21 protein-coding genes are annotated in these 19934 nt (G+C 60.7%); 7 read left to right on the top strand and 14 right to left on the bottom strand.

Annotated elements, in window-relative coordinates; translation table 11 throughout:
* Positions 1-70: 70 nt before the first annotated feature.
* Positions 71-271, bottom strand: a complete 201-nt coding sequence (locus tag FHX15_RS03920; RefSeq protein WP_184393818.1) for a hypothetical protein — start codon at positions 269-271, stop codon at positions 71-73.
* Between the two features lie 227 nt (positions 272-498).
* Between FHX15_RS03920 and FHX15_RS03925 the strand changes: the two genes are divergently transcribed.
* Complete coding sequence (locus tag FHX15_RS03925) at positions 499-702, top strand: hypothetical protein (RefSeq protein ID WP_184393820.1); 204 nt, start codon at positions 499-501, stop codon at positions 700-702.
* Positions 703-811: 109 nt separating this feature from the next.
* Complete coding sequence (locus tag FHX15_RS03930; RefSeq protein WP_184393822.1) at positions 812-1042, top strand: hypothetical protein; 231 nt, start codon at positions 812-814, stop codon at positions 1040-1042.
* Between the two features lie 187 nt (positions 1043-1229).
* Here the strand turns inward: FHX15_RS03930 and FHX15_RS03935 are convergent, their stop codons facing one another.
* From FHX15_RS03935 to FHX15_RS03960, 6 genes are all read right to left on the bottom strand, one after another.
* Positions 1230-1865, bottom strand: a complete 636-nt coding sequence (locus FHX15_RS03935) for an NrsF family protein (protein ID WP_184393824.1) — start codon at positions 1863-1865, stop codon at positions 1230-1232.
* Positions 1852-2418, bottom strand: a complete 567-nt coding sequence (locus FHX15_RS03940) for a sigma-70 family RNA polymerase sigma factor (protein WP_184393826.1) — start codon at positions 2416-2418, stop codon at positions 1852-1854. Before FHX15_RS03940 ends, FHX15_RS03935 begins: the two co-directional genes overlap by 14 nt.
* 212 nt (positions 2419-2630) lie before the next feature.
* Positions 2631-3158: a DoxX family protein gene (locus tag FHX15_RS03945; RefSeq protein WP_184393828.1), complete on the bottom strand. Its 528-nt coding sequence runs from the start codon at positions 3156-3158 to the stop codon at positions 2631-2633.
* Positions 3151-3954 carry a DNA-binding domain-containing protein gene (locus tag FHX15_RS03950; RefSeq protein WP_184393830.1) on the bottom strand — a complete coding sequence of 268 codons (804 nt, stop codon included), beginning with the start codon at positions 3952-3954 and terminating at the stop codon, positions 3151-3153. Before FHX15_RS03950 ends, FHX15_RS03945 begins: the two co-directional genes overlap by 8 nt.
* A complete protein-coding gene (locus FHX15_RS03955) occupies positions 3941-4867 on the bottom strand; it encodes a DUF692 domain-containing protein (protein ID WP_184393832.1) in 927 nt (308 codons plus the stop codon). The genes FHX15_RS03950 and FHX15_RS03955 overlap by 14 nt, the downstream gene beginning before the upstream one ends.
* 39 nt (positions 4868-4906) lie before the next feature.
* Positions 4907-5221 carry a DUF2282 domain-containing protein gene (locus FHX15_RS03960; RefSeq protein ID WP_184393834.1) on the bottom strand — a complete coding sequence of 105 codons (315 nt, stop codon included), beginning with the start codon at positions 5219-5221 and terminating at the stop codon, positions 4907-4909.
* A gap of 328 nt (positions 5222-5549) precedes the next feature.
* Here FHX15_RS03960 and FHX15_RS03965 point away from each other — a divergent pair, with 328 nt between their 5' ends.
* Complete coding sequence (locus FHX15_RS03965; protein WP_184393835.1) at positions 5550-6854, top strand: epoxide hydrolase family protein; 1305 nt, start codon at positions 5550-5552, stop codon at positions 6852-6854.
* Between the two features lie 87 nt (positions 6855-6941).
* Positions 6942-7565, top strand: a complete 624-nt coding sequence (locus FHX15_RS03970; protein WP_184393837.1) for a hypothetical protein — start codon at positions 6942-6944, stop codon at positions 7563-7565.
* 54 nt (positions 7566-7619) lie between these two features.
* Here the strand turns inward: FHX15_RS03970 and FHX15_RS03975 are convergent, their stop codons facing one another.
* Genes FHX15_RS03975 through FHX15_RS03985 form a run of 3 tightly spaced genes read right to left on the bottom strand, consistent with a single transcriptional unit; the run spans position 7620 to position 10578 of the window.
* Entirely contained in the window at positions 7620-8372 is a 753-nt protein-coding gene (locus FHX15_RS03975; RefSeq protein WP_184393839.1) for an ABC transporter ATP-binding protein, read from the bottom strand.
* Positions 8366-9436 (bottom strand): FecCD family ABC transporter permease, encoded by a 1071-nt coding sequence (locus tag FHX15_RS03980; RefSeq protein WP_184393841.1) that lies wholly within the window; start codon positions 9434-9436, stop codon positions 8366-8368. The genes FHX15_RS03975 and FHX15_RS03980 overlap by 7 nt, the downstream gene beginning before the upstream one ends.
* Before the next feature lie 5 nt (positions 9437-9441).
* Positions 9442-10578, bottom strand: coding sequence for an ABC transporter substrate-binding protein (locus tag FHX15_RS03985; RefSeq protein WP_184393843.1), 1137 nt, complete (start codon positions 10576-10578; stop codon positions 9442-9444).
* A gap of 114 nt (positions 10579-10692) precedes the next feature.
* Here FHX15_RS03985 and FHX15_RS03990 point away from each other — a divergent pair, with 114 nt between their 5' ends.
* Entirely contained in the window at positions 10693-11481 is a 789-nt protein-coding gene (locus FHX15_RS03990; protein WP_184393845.1) for a class I SAM-dependent methyltransferase, read from the top strand.
* Positions 11482-11520: 39 nt separating this feature from the next.
* Here the strand turns inward: FHX15_RS03990 and FHX15_RS03995 are convergent, their stop codons facing one another.
* On the bottom strand, positions 11521-11901 hold the full coding sequence (locus FHX15_RS03995) for a response regulator (RefSeq protein WP_184393847.1): 381 nt from the start codon (positions 11899-11901) through the stop codon (positions 11521-11523).
* A 143-nt stretch (positions 11902-12044) separates the two neighbouring features.
* Here FHX15_RS03995 and FHX15_RS04000 point away from each other — a divergent pair, with 143 nt between their 5' ends.
* Positions 12045-15140 carry a CheR family methyltransferase gene (locus tag FHX15_RS04000; RefSeq protein ID WP_184393849.1) on the top strand — a complete coding sequence of 1032 codons (3096 nt, stop codon included), beginning with the start codon at positions 12045-12047 and terminating at the stop codon, positions 15138-15140.
* Here FHX15_RS04000 and FHX15_RS31535 read toward each other — a convergent pair.
* Positions 15133-15516 carry a hypothetical protein gene (locus FHX15_RS31535; protein ID WP_184393851.1) on the bottom strand — a complete coding sequence of 128 codons (384 nt, stop codon included), beginning with the start codon at positions 15514-15516 and terminating at the stop codon, positions 15133-15135. The two genes, FHX15_RS04000 and FHX15_RS31535, sit on opposite strands and share 8 nt — an antisense overlap.
* Positions 15517-15717: 201 nt before the next feature.
* Here FHX15_RS31535 and FHX15_RS04010 point away from each other — a divergent pair, with 201 nt between their 5' ends.
* Positions 15718-16644, top strand: coding sequence for a hypothetical protein (locus FHX15_RS04010; protein ID WP_184393852.1), 927 nt, complete (start codon positions 15718-15720; stop codon positions 16642-16644).
* 230 nt (positions 16645-16874) lie between these two features.
* On the opposite strand, the gene FHX15_RS04015 is transcribed toward FHX15_RS04010, so the two are convergent.
* Together FHX15_RS04015 and FHX15_RS04020 are read right to left on the bottom strand one after the other, a co-directional pair.
* Positions 16875-18743 (bottom strand): ABC transporter ATP-binding protein, encoded by a 1869-nt coding sequence (locus FHX15_RS04015; RefSeq protein WP_184393854.1) that lies wholly within the window; start codon positions 18741-18743, stop codon positions 16875-16877.
* A gap of 191 nt (positions 18744-18934) precedes the next feature.
* Positions 18935-19834, bottom strand: coding sequence for a LysR family transcriptional regulator (locus tag FHX15_RS04020; RefSeq protein ID WP_184393856.1), 900 nt, complete (start codon positions 19832-19834; stop codon positions 18935-18937).
* Positions 19835-19934 lie beyond the last annotated feature (100 nt).

Raw genomic sequence — 19934 nt, forward strand, 5'->3', positions numbered from 1 at the left:
AGGACCCGCTCACTTGGGAGCGGGCCTCAGGGGTGCCCGGAGTCGGACGGGCATCGGGAAAAATGGTTGGTCAGATAAAGGCCGCAGCATCGATGCTCCAGCTATCCCGCATCTTTGCGCTGACAAAAGCCCTGTCGCCTGCCGGGCGGGCGTTTTCACGGGCGGCTGCATCCAGAAGGGCCGCAAAAGATGCCAGGCTGATCTTGTCGGCGCGAAGCATCTGGCGGATCAGCGGATCTCTCAGCATTTCCGATGAGGTCATCTCTGGCATGGTTATCCTCCAATGACTGGTTCTTCCGACGCTTGCCGCATCTTACATCCGTATTGCTATGAATGCATGTCGCGGCGGTGGCGAAAAGACGGCAAACGAAGTTCATTTGGGCTAGCTCCAATGTGGCATTGGTCTGCCGGTTGATCGGATGCTACCGTAAGCGACCGAGGGTGTACCGCAGCGAAAGACAAGCACGGCCAAGGCGGGCATAGCGAAGGAGGGGGCACATGGAAGCAAAGATGTTCGATGAGATCGTGGTAGGGCTGGCTGCACTCAAGGCCAGGAATGCCGCGATTAGTGATCGGCCCCAAGCTCCCAAAGATCAGAAATATGCGCGGATTGAAGTGAAGGTCAGGTCTGCCAAAGCGCGCAAGCGCGCGCAGCAAATGGAGAGCGACGAGACCGAATGCGTGATATCAACGCAATGTTGACCATGAACGTATTTTTCTGACATTCGCTCACATTTTTCCGATTGCATATGCATGCGAAAGCCGCTCTTCTTGTCGTCCATATCCCTAATTTAGAGATCTCCTGACCGCCATGAACCGTTACGACATCGAGCGCCGGAACGAAGACGACTGGATTGTGATCGACCGGCTGACGGGTGCACCCGCGCCGCATCTGCCGGAAAAGCTCGGAAGCAGGCTTGAGGCCCAGGCCCTTGCCGATTTTCGTAACCGGCTGGCTGTCCCGCAACAGGAGCGCATCCGCTCCCGCCTCGACACGCTAAGGCTCGCCTGGCAGGCGCTGACGGGTAAGCGAACGCGTTAAAGCTATTCCACCGAGGCACAAAAAGGCCCGCCGAAGCGGGCCGAACTGTGGGTTATTGGGAAATAACAGGCTGGATCGCACGACGCGTTGTGTGATGCATGGTTCCGTTAAAGGAAGTGCGCCGTACGGTCCGCATTCCAGACCGAAATAGCCGCCAAAAGTTCCCGCGGTTGATGATATTTTTCCATCACCAGCGAAGGATTTTTCGGCCGAGCAGGAAGCCTGCTGCCGTCGCGACCGATATGCCGATCGAATACCAGGTCGCCACAAACAGCGGACTGTCGTCGGGGCAATGCCAGGCATAGATGGCGGCCGCGATGCCGCCGGCGGCAAGGCCCGCCACGGCACCGGCCATGCCCGGATTTTCCGGCGCGCCCTGGCGGACGGAATAGAGGATGGCGGCAAGCGGGGCGATCGAGAGCGTCGGGACGAAGAACAGGCAGAAGGCGGAGAAACGGCCCTCCATGCTGCTTGCCCAGGCCGCCTGCGGCACCACAAGGAACTCGGTCGCGATACCGATGACAAGAACGGCGAGTGGCAGGATGAGTGCCAGCGCCGCAGAGCGCAGCGAGATGCCGGGTTTGCCGATCCGGAAGGCGAGTCGGGTGGCGGTGGCGGCAAGCAGCAGGGTGAAGCCGAGTTTGAAGAGGACGCGCGGCGTCTCGATCATCTCGGCCATGTTCTTGCGGATGCCGATGGTCGATAGCAGCAGGGCGGCGGAGACCACCACGCCGATGGCGAGCGCAATCATGAAGACGCGGCCGAAGCGGATGCGGACGCGCGCGTCCTTTGCCAGCAGGTTGATCAGGTCATCCGTTTTCACGCGTATTGCTCCGATATAGGGCGGCCAATCCCTTGAGCGCCCGGTGCAGCGCCACCCGCACAGCGCCTTCCGTCATCTGTAGCCTCTCGGCCGTTTCGCGGATGCCGGCACCGCCGAGCGAGATGGATCGCACAATTTCACGCTGCGGATCGCGCAGACCTTCCAGCATGCGGTCGACATCGATGCGATCGCCCCCGTCTTCCTGGTGGTCGGCTTCCAGCGTTTCCATCACATCCTCGATCGGCACCGAGACATGGCGGCCGCGGCGGCGCAGGCTGTCGATCAGCTTGTTGCGCACAATGGTCGAGAGCCACGGGCCGATCGGCCGGGAAATGTCCCATGTGCCGCGCTTCAGGTGCACTGCCAGAAGAACTTCCTGCACCACGTCTTCCACCTCGCTCGGCGGGGCACCGAACTGGTCGCAGCGCCGACGCGCAATCGACCGGAGATAGGGTGTCACGGCCTTGAGGAAACGGTCATAGGCCTTGATGTCGCCGGCGATTGCCGAGCGCATCCAGGCCGCCCATTCCTCTTCACGGGCCGAATATTTCATCCGCCACTATCCTCTACGCACCGGACCACGTGTTTGTTACCGTCATCCTGAAAAATTTGATGACGTGGCACGTGAGGGAAAGCCGGCGTCCGCGCCTATTGAGCGCATTGACCGGCAAACGGCAAGAGCAGTGCGGGAACAAAAACGCAAAAGCCGCCCAGCGCGATGAGGAGCCGGGCGGTGAGCTTGCGCCGGTATCGTATTCGGTCGGTCTAGCTCTTGGCAGCGCCTGATATCCGCGCAATCAGATGGTCGAGAGACAGGCGACCCGGCCCGTAGCGCATGATGGCGAGCGCCATTGCCGCCCAGGTGATGTGGATGGGCCAGCCATCGGGAACTGTCAGCTCGACGATCAGGGTCATGAAAAGCAGGCCGAGGCCGGCAAAGCGGGTGGCGAGGCCAAGGACGAGCAGCGTCGGGAAGATGATCTCGCCGCAGCCGGAGAGAAAGGCCATGACCGCAGGCATGGGGAAGGGATAGGGGCCGCCCGGCAGGTGCAGCATGAATTCCTCGGTGAAGAGATCGATCGCCGTATCGTTCAGCTGCAGGAAGCCATCCCATTTCAGGATGCCGGAGCGCCAGAAGGGCACGGCGAGCGCCACACGCAGCACGGCCTGAACAAGATCGGGGTGGGCGACGGCGCGGACAAGTCCGTCAGCCGTCGCCACCAGCCTCGCCAGCGGGGAGAGAGCGCCGTTGCGAGGCTCGTTGTGAGGCCGGGATTCAAGCATATCAGACATTGGAAATCTCCGGTTCGATAGCGGAAAAGGCGCCTGATGCGATCATCTCGCCAATGGCAGCGGAGAGATCGAAGGCGGGATAGGTGTTGAGGCCGGCTGCCACGGCGGCGGCAAGGCATTCGCCCGATAGCAGCGCGTTGAAGAAAGCCGCACCACCTGGAGGCAGAAGACGCACGGTGACCTCGTCGTCGACGCGGGTGATCAGCCCGTCTTCGGGGTGATCGTCGACGCGACCGACCGGCCCCGAGCCCCGATTGATGGCGAAGATGGTGACGGCTGGATGATCAGATGAGATCACGCGCGTTGCCGGATGCGGGCGAAAAGCCGCCGCCCCGAGATCTTCCTGTGGCACGGCTGCCAGCGCTTCGCCGCGGAGGGCTGGCGCATCGGCGGCGTGATAGGCGTCCAGCCAGGCCCGCTCGATCCTCGCCACATCCGAAAGCCAGGGCATGTCCTGGGCGTATTCGTAGCGATCGATGAAATCGGGAAAGTCACGTCCGTATTCGAACAGCAGCGGCGAGGCTGGCGGCGTCTCGCGCACATGGAAGCGTGCCATGGCGCGGAAGAAATCGGTGCCCGTAATACGCTCGACCGCCGGGAAGATCGAGGAGAGGGCGGCAATCAGGCTGACGGTGACATTGTTGCGGTAGACATTGTAGCGCTTCTCCGCCCGCTTGCCACGCGGGCCTGTGATCAGGTCCGGGGTGGGGGCGTCGGGGACCAGCAGGGCTGCGGAGAATTGCCTGGCGAAATTTGATGCCATTGGTCGGATCGGCAGGATATCAGCCGAGCGCATGGGAAGTCTCCCTGTCACTGACATGTCGATCGAGAATGGCTTGCGCCGCCAGCGCCTCGGCGCGCAGCACCGGCCAGTCGGGGATATTGCTGTCCCATTCGATCAGGGTGGGGATTGGGCCGCAGCTGTTTATGACGATCTCGTAGAGCTGCCAGACGGCGTCGGCGACCGGGCCGTCATGGCTGTCGATCAGAAGCAGCTCGCCTTCGTCGTCCTCCTGTTCGGCATGGCCGGCGAGGTGGATCTCGCCGACTTTCGCCAGCGGAAAGTCGCTCAGATATTCCAGCGCCGAAAACCCGTGATTGCTTGCGGAAACGAAGACATTGTTGATGTCGAGCAGCAGGCCGCAGCCCGTGCGTTTCGATATCTCGCGGATGAAATCCGTCTCACTGATGGAGGATTCCGCAAAGAGCACATAAGTGGAGGGATTTTCGAGCAGGATCGGCCGGCCGATGGCATTCTGCATCTCATCGATATGATCGCAGACGTGCGCGAGTGTCGCCGGTGTATAGGGCAATGGCAGCAGGTCGTTCAGATAGGTATCGACATGCGTCGACCAGGCGAGATGCTCAGACACCAGCGCCGGCTCGTAGCGGTCGATGAGGCTCTTGAAGCGCTTGAGATGGTCTTTGTCGAGCGGCTGCGGGCCGCCGAGCGACATGCAGACACCGTGCAGCGAAATCGGGTGGTCGCGGCGCACCCTTTCAAGCGCGCGATGCGGCGGGCCGCCGGCACCCATATAATTTTCGGCGTGGATTTCAAAGAAGCCTTGCGAACCGGACAGGGCCGAGATTGCCGCAAGATGCTCCGGCTTGAAGCTGGTGCCGGCCTGACCGGCGACCGGGTATGTCGGAAAGCGGAGGGAGCTTTCCGTCTCCGAGGGAAGGTTGGCCTTCAAGGTGACGTTTGCCATATGCGCCTCCGCTTTCCTGATCTGCGTCTGGTTTTCGGCTTAGATGTCGCGCGTCAGCGGCTTCAGCGAGCCGTGACGGCCGCCCGGCAGATCAAGCGAGGCGCAGGTGCCGCCCTGGACGAATTTCCACGAATTGCCCTGGAAGTCCTTGACCGAGGTTCCCTGGCAGGTCGTGCCCGGGCCGGCAGCGCAATCGTTCTGGCCCTTAAGCGCAACGCCGAAGCACTTCTCCTTGTGGGCGGCGGTTGCGGCAGCGGCCTCAGCCTTGGTCAGCGGGGCGGCACTGGCCATCGTGGCAAGAGCTGACGTGATTGCGCCGGCAAGAAGGGCGGTGCTGATGGAAGTCTTCAACATGGTAGTCTCCGTTGCTTGAAACGCCCCTGTTTCAGCGGGGCACGTCGGGGTATTCGCAACGGGAGAGCGGGTTGTTACACGCGTGGCGGTAACGAAGGCGTGATGTTGGTTTGGGAGCGTGGAGTGCGGTTCGCCATGAAACGTGAATTTGAGATTGTTGCTGATGTGAATGGGCGTGCATGGCCACTTCTTTGGCGACGAAGACTGCTCGGAGATTGTATCGCGCCGGCCGGATGAGGTCTGACAATGGCTTTGCGGGCATTTCAAGCGCATAATGTTCAGTGCCTGAAATGTGCCTGCTGACATCCCCGTGGAAAGGATGCATGTCATGACCTTCCGGCAATCGGTCCAGAGGCTGCAGATCTCACGGCGCTCGCTCCTGTCGAGCGGTGCGGCAATCGGGTTGGCGGCAGCACTTCCGTCGGCAGCTGCGGCGGACGATGCCATGGTGCCTGGCGGTGAAATCCAGCCGTTCCGGGCGGACATTCCGGAGGCGTCCCTTGTTGATCTGCGCCGCCGGCTCGCCGCAACACGATGGCCTGATGGAGAGACCGTGGCCGACCGATCGCAAGGTGTGCCGCCGGACAGGCTGAAGGCGCTAGTGGCGGACTGGCAATCTTCCTACGACTGGCGCAAGGCGGAGGAGCGGCTGAATGCCTTTCCGCAATTCGTGACTGAAGTCGACGGGGTCGACATCCATTTCATTCATGTCCGCTCCCGGCACGAGAATGCCCTGCCGTTGATCATGACGCATGGCTGGCCGGGGTCGGTGTTCGAGTTGCTCGGCGTCATCGGTCCGCTGACCGATCCCACGGCACATGGCGGCACGGCTGACGATGCCTTCCATCTGGTCATTCCATCGATCCCCGGCTTCGGCTTTTCCGGCAAGCCCATGGAATCGGGCTGGAACCCCCAGCGCATCGCCGCCGCCTGGGACAGGCTGATGAAGCGCCTTGGCTATGAGCGCTATGTTGCGCAGGGTGGGGACTGGGGGGCGATCATCAGCGATGCGCTGGGGCGTCAGGCGCCCGACGGCCTGCTTGCCATTCACGTCAACCGGGTGGAGCGCGCCACGACCTTTCCGCCGGATGCGGCTCAAGCGCTGATGAACGGTGCGCCCGCGCCTGACGGCTTGTCGCCGGAAGAGAAGATCATCTTCAGGGAGGCGCGGGATTTCCTCAATAACGGCTTCGGCTATGCCGCGATCATGGGAACGCGACCGGAAACGATCGGCTACGGTCTAGCGGATTCTCCCGTCGGGCTGGCGGCCTGGCTCTATGACAAGATCGCCGACTGGGTTTTTACCCGCGGCGATCCGGAACAGGCGCTCGGCAAGCAGGCCATTCTCGATAACATTACGCTTTACTGGCTCACCAATACCGGGCCGTCGAGCGGGCGCATCTACTGGGAGAATGCCGCAGCGGGCGCAAAGCTGGAACCGGTGAAGGTTCCGGTCGCCGTCACGGTCTTTCCCGGCGAGGTATACCGGCCGCCGCGGCACTGGCTCGGCAGGGCCTATCCGCAGCTGATCTACTACAACACGGCCGAAAGAGGCGGCCATTTTGCAGCCTGGGAGGAGCCGGAACTCTTCGCCCGGGAGGTTAGGGCCGCGTTCAGGACATTGCGTGCTTAAGGAGGGTCGCAATTCTGCGGGCGGATGCGGGAACATCCCGCTTCTTCGCCCGTTTGCGGAGAGGAAAGTCCCGGAGGAGGAACCCCAATGAGCAATCTCCATAATGACAGCGCCCCCGAATTCTCAGGCGGCGAGGGCCGCCATACGTTGACCGCTTTCTTCGACAGCCGTGACGATGCCGAGAATGCTGTCGACCGGCTGAGAAATTTGGGCATCACCAGCGTCAGGATGATGCCGGGATATGAAGCGGATGGCGACAAGGCCGGCGTTGCCGGCGACGACCGCAGTGGTTTCTGGTCGAAGCTCGAGGATTGGCTTTTCCCTGACGAAGACCGTTCGGTTTATGCCGAAGGTCTGCGCCGGGGCGGCTTTCTGATCTCCGTCGAAGTCGACGATGCGACCTATGGCATCGCCCACGACATTCTCGACGATGAAGGCTCCATCGACATGGACGAGCGTGCCGATCTCTGGCGGGCTGAAGGCTGGGATATCAGCAAGTCGAATGAAGCTCTGGCGGCATCGCGGTATAAGACTCGTGGTTACGATCTCCATGAGGAACCGCTGCTCGATCCGGAACTGCGTGACGATATCCTGCCGACCGGGCATCACCGCACGGTGGATGAATCCCGCGAATATGCCGAGCGCGAGCTTCGTCGGGCTCAGGATGTAGACGCGATGAAACAGGATCAGACGATCCCGCGTGGCCGGTAGGGGTTTGGTGTCAGCAGCAGTTTGAGGTAGGGCGCGCCGGTTTTCCGCGCGCCTTTAATGCGCCATGCCGTCGACGATGACGTGGTCGTGGTCCCTTGAGCATTTCTCGATGCGGGCGTGGATCTTGTAGACCTCGCGCAGCATGTCGACGGTAACGACCTCGCGCGGCTTGCCGCAGGCGCGCATGCGGCCGTTCTGGATGATCAATACCTTGTCGGCGAAACGGAGCGCCTGGTTCAGGTCGTGGATGGCGATCAGCACGATCATGCCGCGCTTGCGGGCCTGTCGCTGCATGAAATCCAAGACTTCCACCTGGCGATGAAGATCGAGCGCGCTGGTCGGCTCGTCCATCAGCATGATTTCGGGCTCGCGCACCAGCGCCTGGGCGATGGAGACGAGCTGGCGCTGGCCGCCGGACAGCGCGCCGAGATCGCGGAAGGCGATCGCCTCGATATTCAGCGCCTTCATGATGTCGTCGATCAGCCTCAGATCCTCATCGCCGACGCCCCAGGACTGGCCCTGCTTGCGGGCAAGCAGGATGGATTCATAGACCGTCAGCACGGCATTGGCCGAGGTATCCTGCGGCATGTAACTGATGGCATTTTTGGTCTTTGAGCCCTCGACCAGCACCTTTCCCGGGCCTTTCAGGAGGCCGGTGATGCGCTTGAAGAGCGTCGACTTGCCGGCGGCATTCGGGCCGATGACGGCGACGAGTTCGCCGGCAGCCAGCTTCGGCGTCGATATGCCTTCGACGAAGAGCTTGCGGCCGTGATAGGCGCCGACCGACTGCAATTGAAGCGCTACCATGAGCGGCTCCTGTTTGAGAGGATGAGGGAGAAGAAGAAGGGCACGCCGACGAGCGCCGTGATGATGCCGATCGGGAAGACGACGCCCGGAATGATTGACTTAGAGATGACTGAGGTCAGCGACAGCAGCAGCGCGCCCGAGAGGATCGAGCCGGGCAGGAAGAAGCGCTGATCTTCGCCGAGGATCATGCGGGCGATATGCGGGCCGACAAGGCCGACGAAGCCGATCGTGCCGACGAAGCTGACGGGAACGGCTGACAGCAGCGAGATGATCAGCATCGTTTCCAGCCGGACGCGGCGCACATTGACGCCGAAGCTTGCCGCCTTGTCTTCGCCGAGACGGATCGCCGTCAGCGCCCAGGCGTGGCGGGCAAAGAGCGGCAAGGAAATCAGCAATACGGCAAGCGTGATCCAGATCTTCGGCCAGGTGGCCTTGGTCAGGCTGCCCATGGTCCAGAAGACGACGGCTGACAGCGCCTGTTCGGAGGCGAGATATTGCAGGAAGGCGAGAGCCGCGTTGAAGGTGAAGACGAGGGCGATGCCGAGCAGCACGACCGTCTGTACCGAAACGCCGCGCGCCTGTGAGATGAAGTGGATGAAGAGGGTTGCGACAAGTGCCATGACGAAGGCGTTGACCGGCACCAATAATCCCGCCGCAACCGGCAGGATCGGCACGCTTGTGACGATGGCAAGCGCCGCGCCGAAGCTTGCTGCCGCCGAAATGCCGAGCGTGAAGGGACTTGCGAGCGGATTGGCGAGGATCGTCTGCATCTGGGCGCCGGCGACCGAGAGCGAGGCGCCGACGACGATCGCCATGACGGCGACCGGCATGCGGATATCCCAGACGACGGCGCGGAGCTGCGCCGAGACGGAGCCCGGATCGAGCAGGGCTGCCACGACCTCATCGAGGCCGTAGCGGGCCGGTCCCCAGGCGAGATCGACGGCGAAGGACAGGCAGAGCGCTGCCGTCATGGCAACGAGGATCAAAAGCTTGCGGCGGGCGAGGGCGCGGTAACGCGCCCTGCCTGCTTCGGCTTCGATCGGCATAGCGGCGATCTCTGCCATTGGCCTTACTTTCCGGCCTTGGCGTCGACCCAGTAACCCGGCTGATAGGGAACCGGCAGGAACTTCTCGTGGAATTCCTTGAAGGTCGCATCCGGATCGAGATCGGCAAAGAGGTCCGGATGGAACCACTTGGCCATCTGCTGAACGGCGACGAACTGATAGGGGCTCGTATAGAACTGGTGCCAGATCGCGTGGACATTGCCGCCGCCAACAGCCTTGGAGCCGGTAAAGGCCGGGTTCTGCATCAACGCATCGAGCGCCTTGCGGCTGTCGTCGATGGTGGCGGCAGCGGTCGGGCCGACATTGACGTAGTCCTTGGCGTCCGTGGTCTGGCTCCAGTTCGAGCCGGTCACGACGACGACGTCAGGATTGGAGGCGATGACCTGTTCGGCATTGATCGAGCCGGTATAGCCGGGCAGGAAATCGGAGCCGAGATTGTGGCCACCGGCCCAATCGACCATCAGGCCGAAATTGTCGGGGCCGAAGGTGCCGCAGCATTCGACGAGGCCGGCGGCGCGATACATGAAGACGTTGGGCTTCTTCGGTTCGGCTTCCTTAAGCTTGTCGGTGACGCGCGCCATCTGCTCTTTCCAGTAAGCGGCGACGGCCTCGGCGCGGTCTTCATGGCCGAAGATCTTGCCGAGGATCTTCAGGCTCGGCTCGGTATTGGCAAGGATATGTTCGCGGAAATCGATATAGACGATCTTCACGCCGATCTTGTCCAGCATGTCCTCGAGCTTCACCTCGTCGGCGGCCTTCTTGTTGCCGATCGGCAGCAGCATGACGTCGGGGTGAAGGGCGACGACGGTCTCCGTCTGCAGCGTGCCGTCCGTCAGGTTGCCGAGGAAAGGCAGGTCCTTGGCCTTTGGGAATTTCTCGACATAGGCATTGAAGCCATCCTTGTCTGTCGTCCAGAGGTCGTTGCGCCAGCCGACGATCTTGGCGAAAGGATCGTCCTTCTCGATAGGGGCAACGGCATAGAGCATGCGGCCTTCGCCGAGGATCACGCGTTCGACCGGCTTGTCGAAGGTGACTTCGCGGCCGGCGACATCCTTGATGGTGAAAGGGTCGGCAAAGACCGAGAACGGCAGCAGTATCGCAACGGCGGCCGCGACCAGTGCAAGCAATTTCATAAAATTCATCTGGAAACTCTCTCCGTCCTCGGTTATTTCCCGAGGCATAGAAAAACTGAGTTTTGGAATCAAGTTTTATGTTTTAGAGCTTTTCCAAAGTGAAGCCGGCGCCGGGTGAAGACGATGAATACGATGAACACGAATTACTCCATTCGCGATGAAATCCGGGATTTCTGGTCGGAAAGGGCAGCGACGTTCGACGAGAGCGTCGGCCACGAAATCTTTTCCGAAGCCGAGCGAAAGGGCTGGCAGCGCCTGATCCGCAAGCATCTCGGCGAGGGAGAGGGGCGGGCGGCGCTCGACCTTGCCTGCGGCACGGCTGTCATTTCCCATCTCATGCATGGCGCGGGCTTCAAGGTGACGGGGCTCGACTGGTCGGATGCGATGCTGGCGCAGGCGCGGGCCAAGGCAAAGAAGCGCGGCACCGATATCCGCTTCGTCTCGGGTGACGCGGAAAACACCATGGAGCCGAAGGAGAGCTATGACGTGATCACCAATCGGCACCTCGTCTGGACGCTGGTCGATCCGCCGTCGGCCTTCCGCGAATGGTTCTCCGTGCTGAAACCCGGCGGCAAGGTGCTGATCGTCGACGGCAATATGGGCAAGGAGACCTGGGTCAAGGGTCTGCAGAAGCTCTGGACGAGGCTGACCGGCAAAGCGCCGGCAAGCCACATGAGGCCCGAGATGATGGCCCGCCATCAGGCCATCCGCTCGCGCGTCTATTTCTCGGACCAGATGCCGGCCGAAGCGATCGTCGAACTGCTGCGCCAGGCGGGCTTCGACAATATCGTCGTCGACCGCAAGCTCTCGGATATTCATTGGGCGCAGGCGCGCAAGATGCCTTTCCTGCGCGGGCTGGAGCGGATGGTGCAGGATCGGTTTGCGATCTGTGCGACGAAGCCTCTGGCTTAGGTTTTCTGCAGGCCGGAGTTGCGTGGCCGGTGCCGGTGGTCATTGAAGCTCCTGATGTCCTTTACCGAGGAGGCTTAAGAGCAATGCGGCTATTTCGCGGGAATCGGCAGGCTTTGACACCAGCGGCACCTGGGAGAGGGACGGAGGGATGACGACGCGGTCGTAGCCGCTGGTAAATATGAAGGGAATGCGCTTTTGCCGCAGAAGCGCGGCGATGGGAAAACTCAACTCGCCTCCGAGGTTGATATCGATCACCGCGCCGTCGAGTTTAGACGCATTGTCGATCGCTGCGGTGGCATGCGCGACGCTTGAAAACGGACCAAGAATGGTTGCACCATGCCGTTCGAGCGCTTCCGCAAGATCGACCGCTATCAGATATTCGTCTTCGACAACAAGTACGTGGCCCAGCGCTTTTTCCACCTGAGCGCTCCATCTCATAACGGCTCCAGAACGGAAATATGGCGGAAGTCCTGCGAGTAAATGGAAATTGCCAAATAGGGCTCTCCTCCCTAAATTTTACCTGAGTCTAAGGGCCGCGATCTTCGGTCTTGAGGAGCGGTGACATGGTACAGGCAAATCCGAGATTCCCGATCGTCGGCATCGGCGCTTCGGCGGGCGGAATCCCCGCTATGGAAGGTTTCTTCCAGGGCTTGCCGGAGCCCTGCGGCATGGCGTTCGTGGTTGTGACCCATTTGAATCCGGGACGCCAGAGCCGCCTGCACGAAGTCATCGCCCGCTATACCGATATGAAGGTGGTGCTCGCCGCCGACAAGGTTAGCGTGGTTCCCGACACAATCTATGTCATGCCGGAAAATGTGGTGCTGGGCCTTCATGACGGCGTGCTTTCGGTCAAGCCGATGGACATCCATTCGATGGAGCGCAAGCCTATCGATGTCTTCTTCGGCGAGCTTGCGAAAGACCAGGGCGAATTTGCCGTCGGCGTCATCCTGTCAGGCGGGGACGGCGACGGGACGCTCGGCGCCAAGGCAATCAAGGAGCGGGGAGGGCTGACGCTGGCGCAGACTGCCGACGGGTCGGGTCCGCGCAATCCGGATATGCCGCAAAGCGCGATTGCCAGCGGTCTTATCGATCTCGCCCTGCCGTCTGAGCAGATGGGTGAAAAGCTGGTGGCCTTCGCGCGCAGCTTTGCGTCTCTTTCCCATATCGGAGGAACTGACGAACAGGACAAGGCAAGCGATCTCGAAAGGGCCCGCGAGCGTATCTATGCGATCCTTCGCAATCAGTCCGGCCATGATTTTTCCGGGTACAAGACCAAGACATTTCTGCGACGGGTGCGTCGGCGCATGCAGGTCCGGCAGTTGAAGACAATCGAGGCCTATGTCGATTCGCTGGAGCAGGATCCCGACGAGGTTTCGAGGCTTTTCAGCGACCTGTTGATCAACGTAACCAATTTTTTCCGCGACACTGATGCATTCTCTGTGCTTGAAACCACTGTCATCCCGCAATTGTTTGCCGGCAGAAACGCGACCGATACCTTGCGTGTCTGGGTTCCGGGCTGCGCAACGGGGGAGGAAGTCTACTCGATCGCCATTCTCATGCGCGAGCATATGGAGAGACTGTCGCAGGTACCGAGAGTGCAGATATTTGCAACCGATATCGATGAACCTGCGCTGCAGATAGCCAGGACCGCGCGTTATCCGGAGGCGCTGCTGGAGGGCGTTTCAAGCACACGCAAGAAAAAATTCTTCAGCAGCGACGGGGCCAGTTTCGTCGTCAGCAGCAGCATCCGCGAGCTGTGCATCTTCTCGCCGCACAGTGTCATCCGCGATCCGCCCTTTTCCCGCATGGACCTCGTGTCCTGCCGCAACCTGCTGATCTATCTCGGGCAGGAGATACAGAACCGGGTCGTCCCCACGTTCCACTATGCGCTGAAACCCGGCGGTTATCTCTTTCTCGGTACTTCCGAGGGGATCGGGCAGCACGGCGATCTCTTCACCACCGTCGACAAGAAGAACCGCATCTTCCAGGCGCGGGAACATGCCAACGCACACCGTCTTCCGATCCTGATGGGGGACGAACGCTATACGCCTTTCCCGGCATCTGCAAAAATCGATTCACGCGGCTTTGGCGGCGTGCAATTGCGGCAGGCGGTCGAGGCGCAGGTGCTGGAATCATTTGCCCCCGCTCATGTTGTCGTGAATGCGGATGGTGATGTCGTCTATTCGTCCGGGCGCACGAGCAAGTTTCTGGAGGTGCCGCAGGGCGCGCCGAGCCGACAGCTGATCAATATGGCGAGGCGGGATCTGCGGCTCGATCTCCGGGCCGCCCTGCGCGAGTGCGCATCATCAAGACAGCGTGTCACCAAGGACAATATCGTCGTTGACGACGATGACGGCCGCGTCCAGGTCGTATCTGTGGCGGTCGAGCCGCTCGGCAATCGCGGATCAGGCGAAGCGCTCTATGTTGTTCTGTTTCAAACCGTCGGACCGTCACAGGCGCGCTCGGAAGCCGAGCGCGCCCAGCGAAACGTGGAAGGGACCGCGGACCTCGAGAGGGAACTGCGCGACACGCGCGAGCGTCTGCAATCGACCATCGAGGAATATGAGACGGCGCTCGAAGAGCTGAAGTCATCGAACGAGGAACTGGTATCGGTCAACGAAGAGGCCCAATCCTCCAACGAGGAACTCGAGGCTTCCAAGGAGGAGATGCAGTCTCTCAACGAAGAGCTCAACACGATTAATGCGGAGCTCAACAGCAAGGTCGAGGAGCTGGACCGGGCCAACAACGACCTGAAAAACCTCTTCGACGCCACTGAGATCGCGACGATTTTCCTCGACCGCAATCTGGTCATCCGCAATTTCACGCCGACGGCATCGAATTTCTTCAAGCTGCGTGCATCCGATGTCGGCCGACCGCTGACAGAACTCTCCAGCGATATCGACTATCCCGAGCTGAACGACCATATTGCCGAGGTTTTCGCTTCCGGTCAAAGCCGGGATCGCCACCTTCCGCGCGACGAGCAGGGGCGTCATTTTCTGGCCCGCCTCCTTCCGTATCGGGGCGACAATAACAGGATCGACGGTGTGATCGTCACGCTCATCGACGTCACCACGCTGGCCGAAGCCGAACAGCACCAGAAGGTGCTGATCTCGGAGCTCAATCATCGCGTCAAGAACATGCTCGCGGTGACGATCAGCATCGCCACCCAGACGCTGGAATCTTCTGCCTCGCCGGAGGCGTTTCACGCAGCGTTCGTCGGCCGTTTGAAGGCCATGTCGCGGGCCTACGGCCTGCTTTCACGCGAACATTGGAAAGAAGCCTCAGTTAAGGAGCTGATAGCCCAGGAGCTGACGCCATTCGGGGCGGAGCGCATTGCGCTCGACGGTCCGGAATATAAGCTCAACCCGCAGCGGGGACTTGCGCTCGGGATGGTCATCCACGAGCTTGCGACCAACGCCGCCAAATACGGGGCCTTGAGCAATGGCGAGGGCCGTATCGATGTCCGATGGCAGCTCGAAAACCATTCTTTCATCCTCGGCTGGAGCGAGCGCGGCGGCCCGGCCGTCAAAAAACCGCAAGCGGACGGATTCGGAATGTCGCTGATGCAGGGCGAAATCGGCTACCGGCTCGGAGGGCAGGTGGAAACAAATTTCGATTCCGGTGGTTTAACGGTCAACCTCTCTTTCCCGCTCAATTAGCAACAGGTGGAGTGAGCCGTTGAAATCCAGCTTTCCCCACAGTTCCCTTTTTGCCGGAAAGCGAGTTCTCGTTGTAGAAGATGAGTTTTTGCTCGCAGAGGATGCGCGTAAAGAGCTTACCAAGCTCGGCGCAATCGTCATCGGTCCGACACCACGCGTCGATCATGCGCTCGCCCTCATCGAAGATCAGCAGATCGATGCCGCCATCCTCGATGTTTTCTTGTCCGACACGATGGTATTTCCCGTGGCGGAACGCCTCGAGGAGCTCGGCATCCCGTTCGTGTTCGCCACCGCTTACGATCCATCCGTCATTCCCGGGAGGTTCGGTGGCTATATTCTCTGCGAAAAGCCAATCGAACTGGAAAATATAGCTCAAGGCCTTTTCGGACGACCAGCATCGGATGCTTGATCGTCGAATTGCTGCGGTGTGGTGCAGGACCGCTTTGCGATCTCAGCGACCAAGCTCTGGCTCAGGGTTTTGCGAGGCTTTCGGCCCGCTGCAATTCTATTTTAAGAGACATAGTGCAGATCGCTCAGGCTGCAGCTTGCCCAATTCAAACTTGCCTGGAGAGACCCGTTGACTTCCGTATCAACTGCATTGCGCTTTCCTCCGGATGAAGCGAAGGTTTTGACCGTCGAAGCCATTGTGGAAAATCGCCTCTATCCCTTCGCTTTGAAGGATGCTGCGCTGAAGCTTATCGCAATGCACGATGCCGCGCCTCGTATCGTGCGCTATACCGCGGACATGAAGCGATGGCTGCTGACGCAGTCCATTCTGGCGTTTCATTTTCAACGCGTCACGTCACCGTCTCATCCGGGCCTGACGGCCGCCAAGCTCAACGCCCTCATCACTGAAAGTAAGGTTGCCTCCAAGAACACGGCGTTTGCGCATCTCGCGGAGATGCGCAATTACGGCCTCCTCGTCGATACCAATGAAAGCGGGGACAGGCGCGTTCGCCAGCTCAGAATTTCCGAAACTGCGGAAATCTTGATCCGCGAATGGTTCGATGAACATCTGAAATCACTCGACATGCTCGATGGAGGCACACGATTCTCGCAGTCATCGGCCGATCCGCGCCTGCTTTGGTATGCGCAGCCAAGAATGGCCCAGAGCCTCTTTCACGATCCAGGCTGGGCCAGTCCTACCCAGACCGTCGACGCTTTCGTTCGAACTGCTTCCGGCAGCAACATCCTGCACGATCTGATGTCTCGATTGCCGCCGGAAAAGGAGTTGGAGCCGCGGATGTCGATTGGTCCTTTGCGCATCGGAGAATTCTTCAAGCGCTACGCCATCTCTCGGACTCATGCGCGGCGCCTTTTCGATCGCGCTCAGTTGGTCGATGCTTGTGGATGGGACCTCTCCAGCGACAGCGCTGATTTCTGGCTTGGGGCAGAGCTCATCCGTGACTACCGGCACTGGCAGGCGGTCAAGTTTGCGGCCATCGACGAAGCGTTCGAATGGGCCTGTCGTCATGTACCGGAACCGACCATGCGCTCTCCCTGAGCGAAGATCAGCAGATGATGCCGTGGTCTCAATGTTTTCTAGTCCATCGAACTGGAAATGCGCGAGGTGTGAGCTTGGAGCCCCCTCATCCGTCCCTTCGGGCCACCTTCTCCCCGTTGGGGGAGAAGGGGTGTCGTCGCAGCGTTTCGATTCCCCCCTTCTCCCCTGCGGGGAGAAGGTGCCCGAAGGGCGGATGAGGGGGCCACGGGCACGCACCTTGGTCGTTTTCCTTACCCTGTACCCAACTCATCAATTTCCTCCGGAATAAACCCGCCCGTCTGCCGCCGCCACAGGCGCGCGAACAGTCCGTCGCTTGCTATCAGCTCTTCCGGCCGGCCTTCCTCGACGATGCGGCCATGGTCGAGCACGACGATGCGATCCATGCTGGAAATCGTGGAAAGGCGGTGGGCGATGGCGATGACGGTTTTTCCTTCCATCACCAGGTTCAGCCGTTCCTGGATGGCGGCTTCGGATTCGCTGTCGAGGGCCGACGTTGCCTCGTCGAGTACCAGGATCGGCGCGTTCTTGAGAAGCACCCGGGCGATCGCCACACGCTGGCGCTGGCCGCCCGAAAGCTTGATGCCGCGGTCGCCGACGAAGGCTTCGTAGCCCTTGCGGCCTTCGCTGTCAGCGAGATCGGCGATGAAGACGTCTGCGCTCGCCATCTTCGCCACGTTCTCGATCTCTTCCTGTGTCGCCTCCGGCCGGCCGTAGCGGATGTTGTCGCCGACCGAGCGATGCAGCAGCGCGACGTCTTGGGCGATGACGCCGATGGCGCGGCGCAGGCTGGACTGGGTGACGGTGCGGATATCCTTGTTGTCGATTAGGATCGCCCCCTCCTTGATGTCGTAGAAGCGCAAGAGCAGGTTGGCGAGCGTCGTCTTGCCCGCGCCTGACAGGCCGACGAGGCCGACTTTTTCGCCCGGGCGTACGGTCAAAGACAGGTTGTCGATGACCGACTTCCCGGACTTGTAAGCGAAGTGGACGTTGTCGAAGCGGATTTCGCCTGATGGCACGGCGAGCTCCGTCGCGTCCGGTCTGTCGACGATGGTGGGCGGCGTCGTCATGACCGGCATCGCATCCTTTATCGTGCCGATCGCTTGGAAGATCGCCTGGCCCATCTGCAGGAAAGTGAAGATCTGCGTCGACAGCCGGTTGAGAATATAGACGGCGCCGACGAATTCGCCGATCGAGAGAAAGCCGTAGAGGAGGCCGGAAAAGCCGATCGACAGCATGCTCAGCCACAACAGCGTGTTCAGCACAACGACTGTGAGTTCCGAGCTGCGGTAGATGCGCTGTTCGCTGTGCTGCGTGCGCACGTTCTTCTCGATGATGCGGCGGATGGCGCCAGCCTCGCTGTCTTCAGCAGCGAATTGTTTGATCATCTGCATGTTGGTGTAGAGATCGGTGATCGCGCCGGCGACCAGGCTGCGCTGCTTGGCGGTGCGGCGCGCGCGCTCGGCAAAGATCGGCACGATCCTGACCGTGAATGCGACATTGAGAAGAATCCAGATGACGACAGGCACGGCAAGCTGCCAGGCGAGTGCGCTTAACAGGATCACCGAGCCCACCAGCTGCAGCAGGAAGCGCGGAACGGTCTGGAAGGCGGCGCTGATCTGCGACTGGACGGCGGAGGAGACCTGCTGCAGGCGCGAGGCGACCTGTCCGGCATAGAGATCGTGGAAGAAGGCGAGGTCTTGCCGTTCCACCGCCTTATGACCTTGCCACTGAATGGCAGCTGGCATGCCGACCCCCAAAGTATGGGACTGGAGCGTGTTCAGCATGAAGGAAAGGATCGGCATGACAGGGAAAATCAGCAGGCCGAGGATGGTGAGCAATGGCCATTCGTGATGCAGGAAGGCGGCAGCACCTTGCTGTGTCACACCATCGACGATGACCGAAAGCCCCCAGACGATTGTCAGGTTGACGGCCTCGAATGCCATCGAGGAAAGCGCCAACGCAATCAGCACGCCGCGAAACATCGAGATGAAGTGCAGGAGCACGGTGACCGGCCCCTTCGACGGCAGCGGCCGGTAGGGTATATCAAGCGGCCGGATCAGCGTTTCGAAGGGACGGTAGATCGCATCTGAAATCGACATGATCGACGTGAGCCTCTCGGATCGAATATCGGGAAGGGCGGCGGAACACGGCTACGCGGTACAGTATGGAATCACCTTCCGGCTGCAATCTCAACTAGAAATTTTGGAAATCTCCGCTGAAGGGAGGCGCCGGCGCTTGGTTATGCGGTCAGGCCACCAGCCATAGCGGCCGTTCTGCGATCGAATGTGGCTCAGTTCATCGATTTGAACGTCTCAAAAATCAGCGCCCTCAGCCAGCGATGGACAGGATCTGCATCCATTCGAGGGTGCCATGCCTGGACGATGTCGAAACCCGGCACGGCGACCGGCAGGTCGAATGCCCTGATCTGATCTGTCGCGACGGATTTGCGATAGGAGTTGGGAATTGCGCCGATCAGATCGGATGCCGCGGCAACTGCGATGACAGCCGGAAAGCTCGGGACGATCAGTCTGACATTGCGGTAAATGCCGAGTTCGGCGAGCGCCCTGTCAACAGGGCCGGCATAATCCGCCTGCGGTGAGAAGAGGACGTGGCCGCAGGCGGCATAGGTCTCGACCGTGATCTTATCCGTATCGAAAATCGGGTGTCCTATCCTCGCGAGACCGACATATCGATCTGCAAATAGGGTCTGACAACGCAGTTCCCCGCTGTTCGTCGGCAGGACGCCGATATCCAGATCCACGGCTGCGTCTCTCAGGGATTGAACATCCTTGTCCGATCTCGGCGCAAACCGAAGCCTTATCCCTGGCGCCGCATTCGCGACGGCGGCGCTCAGGCGCGCGGCAAAGATTAGCACGAATGCCTCATTGGCACGGATCGTGAAATCACGCTTCACCTCGCCGATTTCCACTGACGATGGGGGACTGAGCACCGCTTTCACGGCATCTTTCAGCGAATGCACATCCTCGGCAATCGCTAGGGCATGAGGAGTGGCGATCATGCCGCGCCCGGCAGGCACGAGGATCGGGTCGCCGAGGGCGATCCTCAAGCGTGACAGCGTCCGGCTCATGGCGGATGTGCTGAGGCCGAGCCGACGCGCGGCGCCAGATACGCTTCTCTCGCGCAGCAGCGCATCCAGCGCCACCAGAAGGTTGAGATCGAGATCGGACATGACCTTCCTTTATCGAGGTATGGCGTTTTGCGCAACAGTTGGTTGATTCCGTTGCGTCTGGCGCGGTCGCCGGGTTGGACCTAATTATTCGGCCGTCCGA

The sequence above is a fragment of the Rhizobium sp. BK650 genome, from assembly GCF_014195325.1.
GTDB lineage: Bacteria > Pseudomonadota > Alphaproteobacteria > Rhizobiales > Rhizobiaceae > Rhizobium.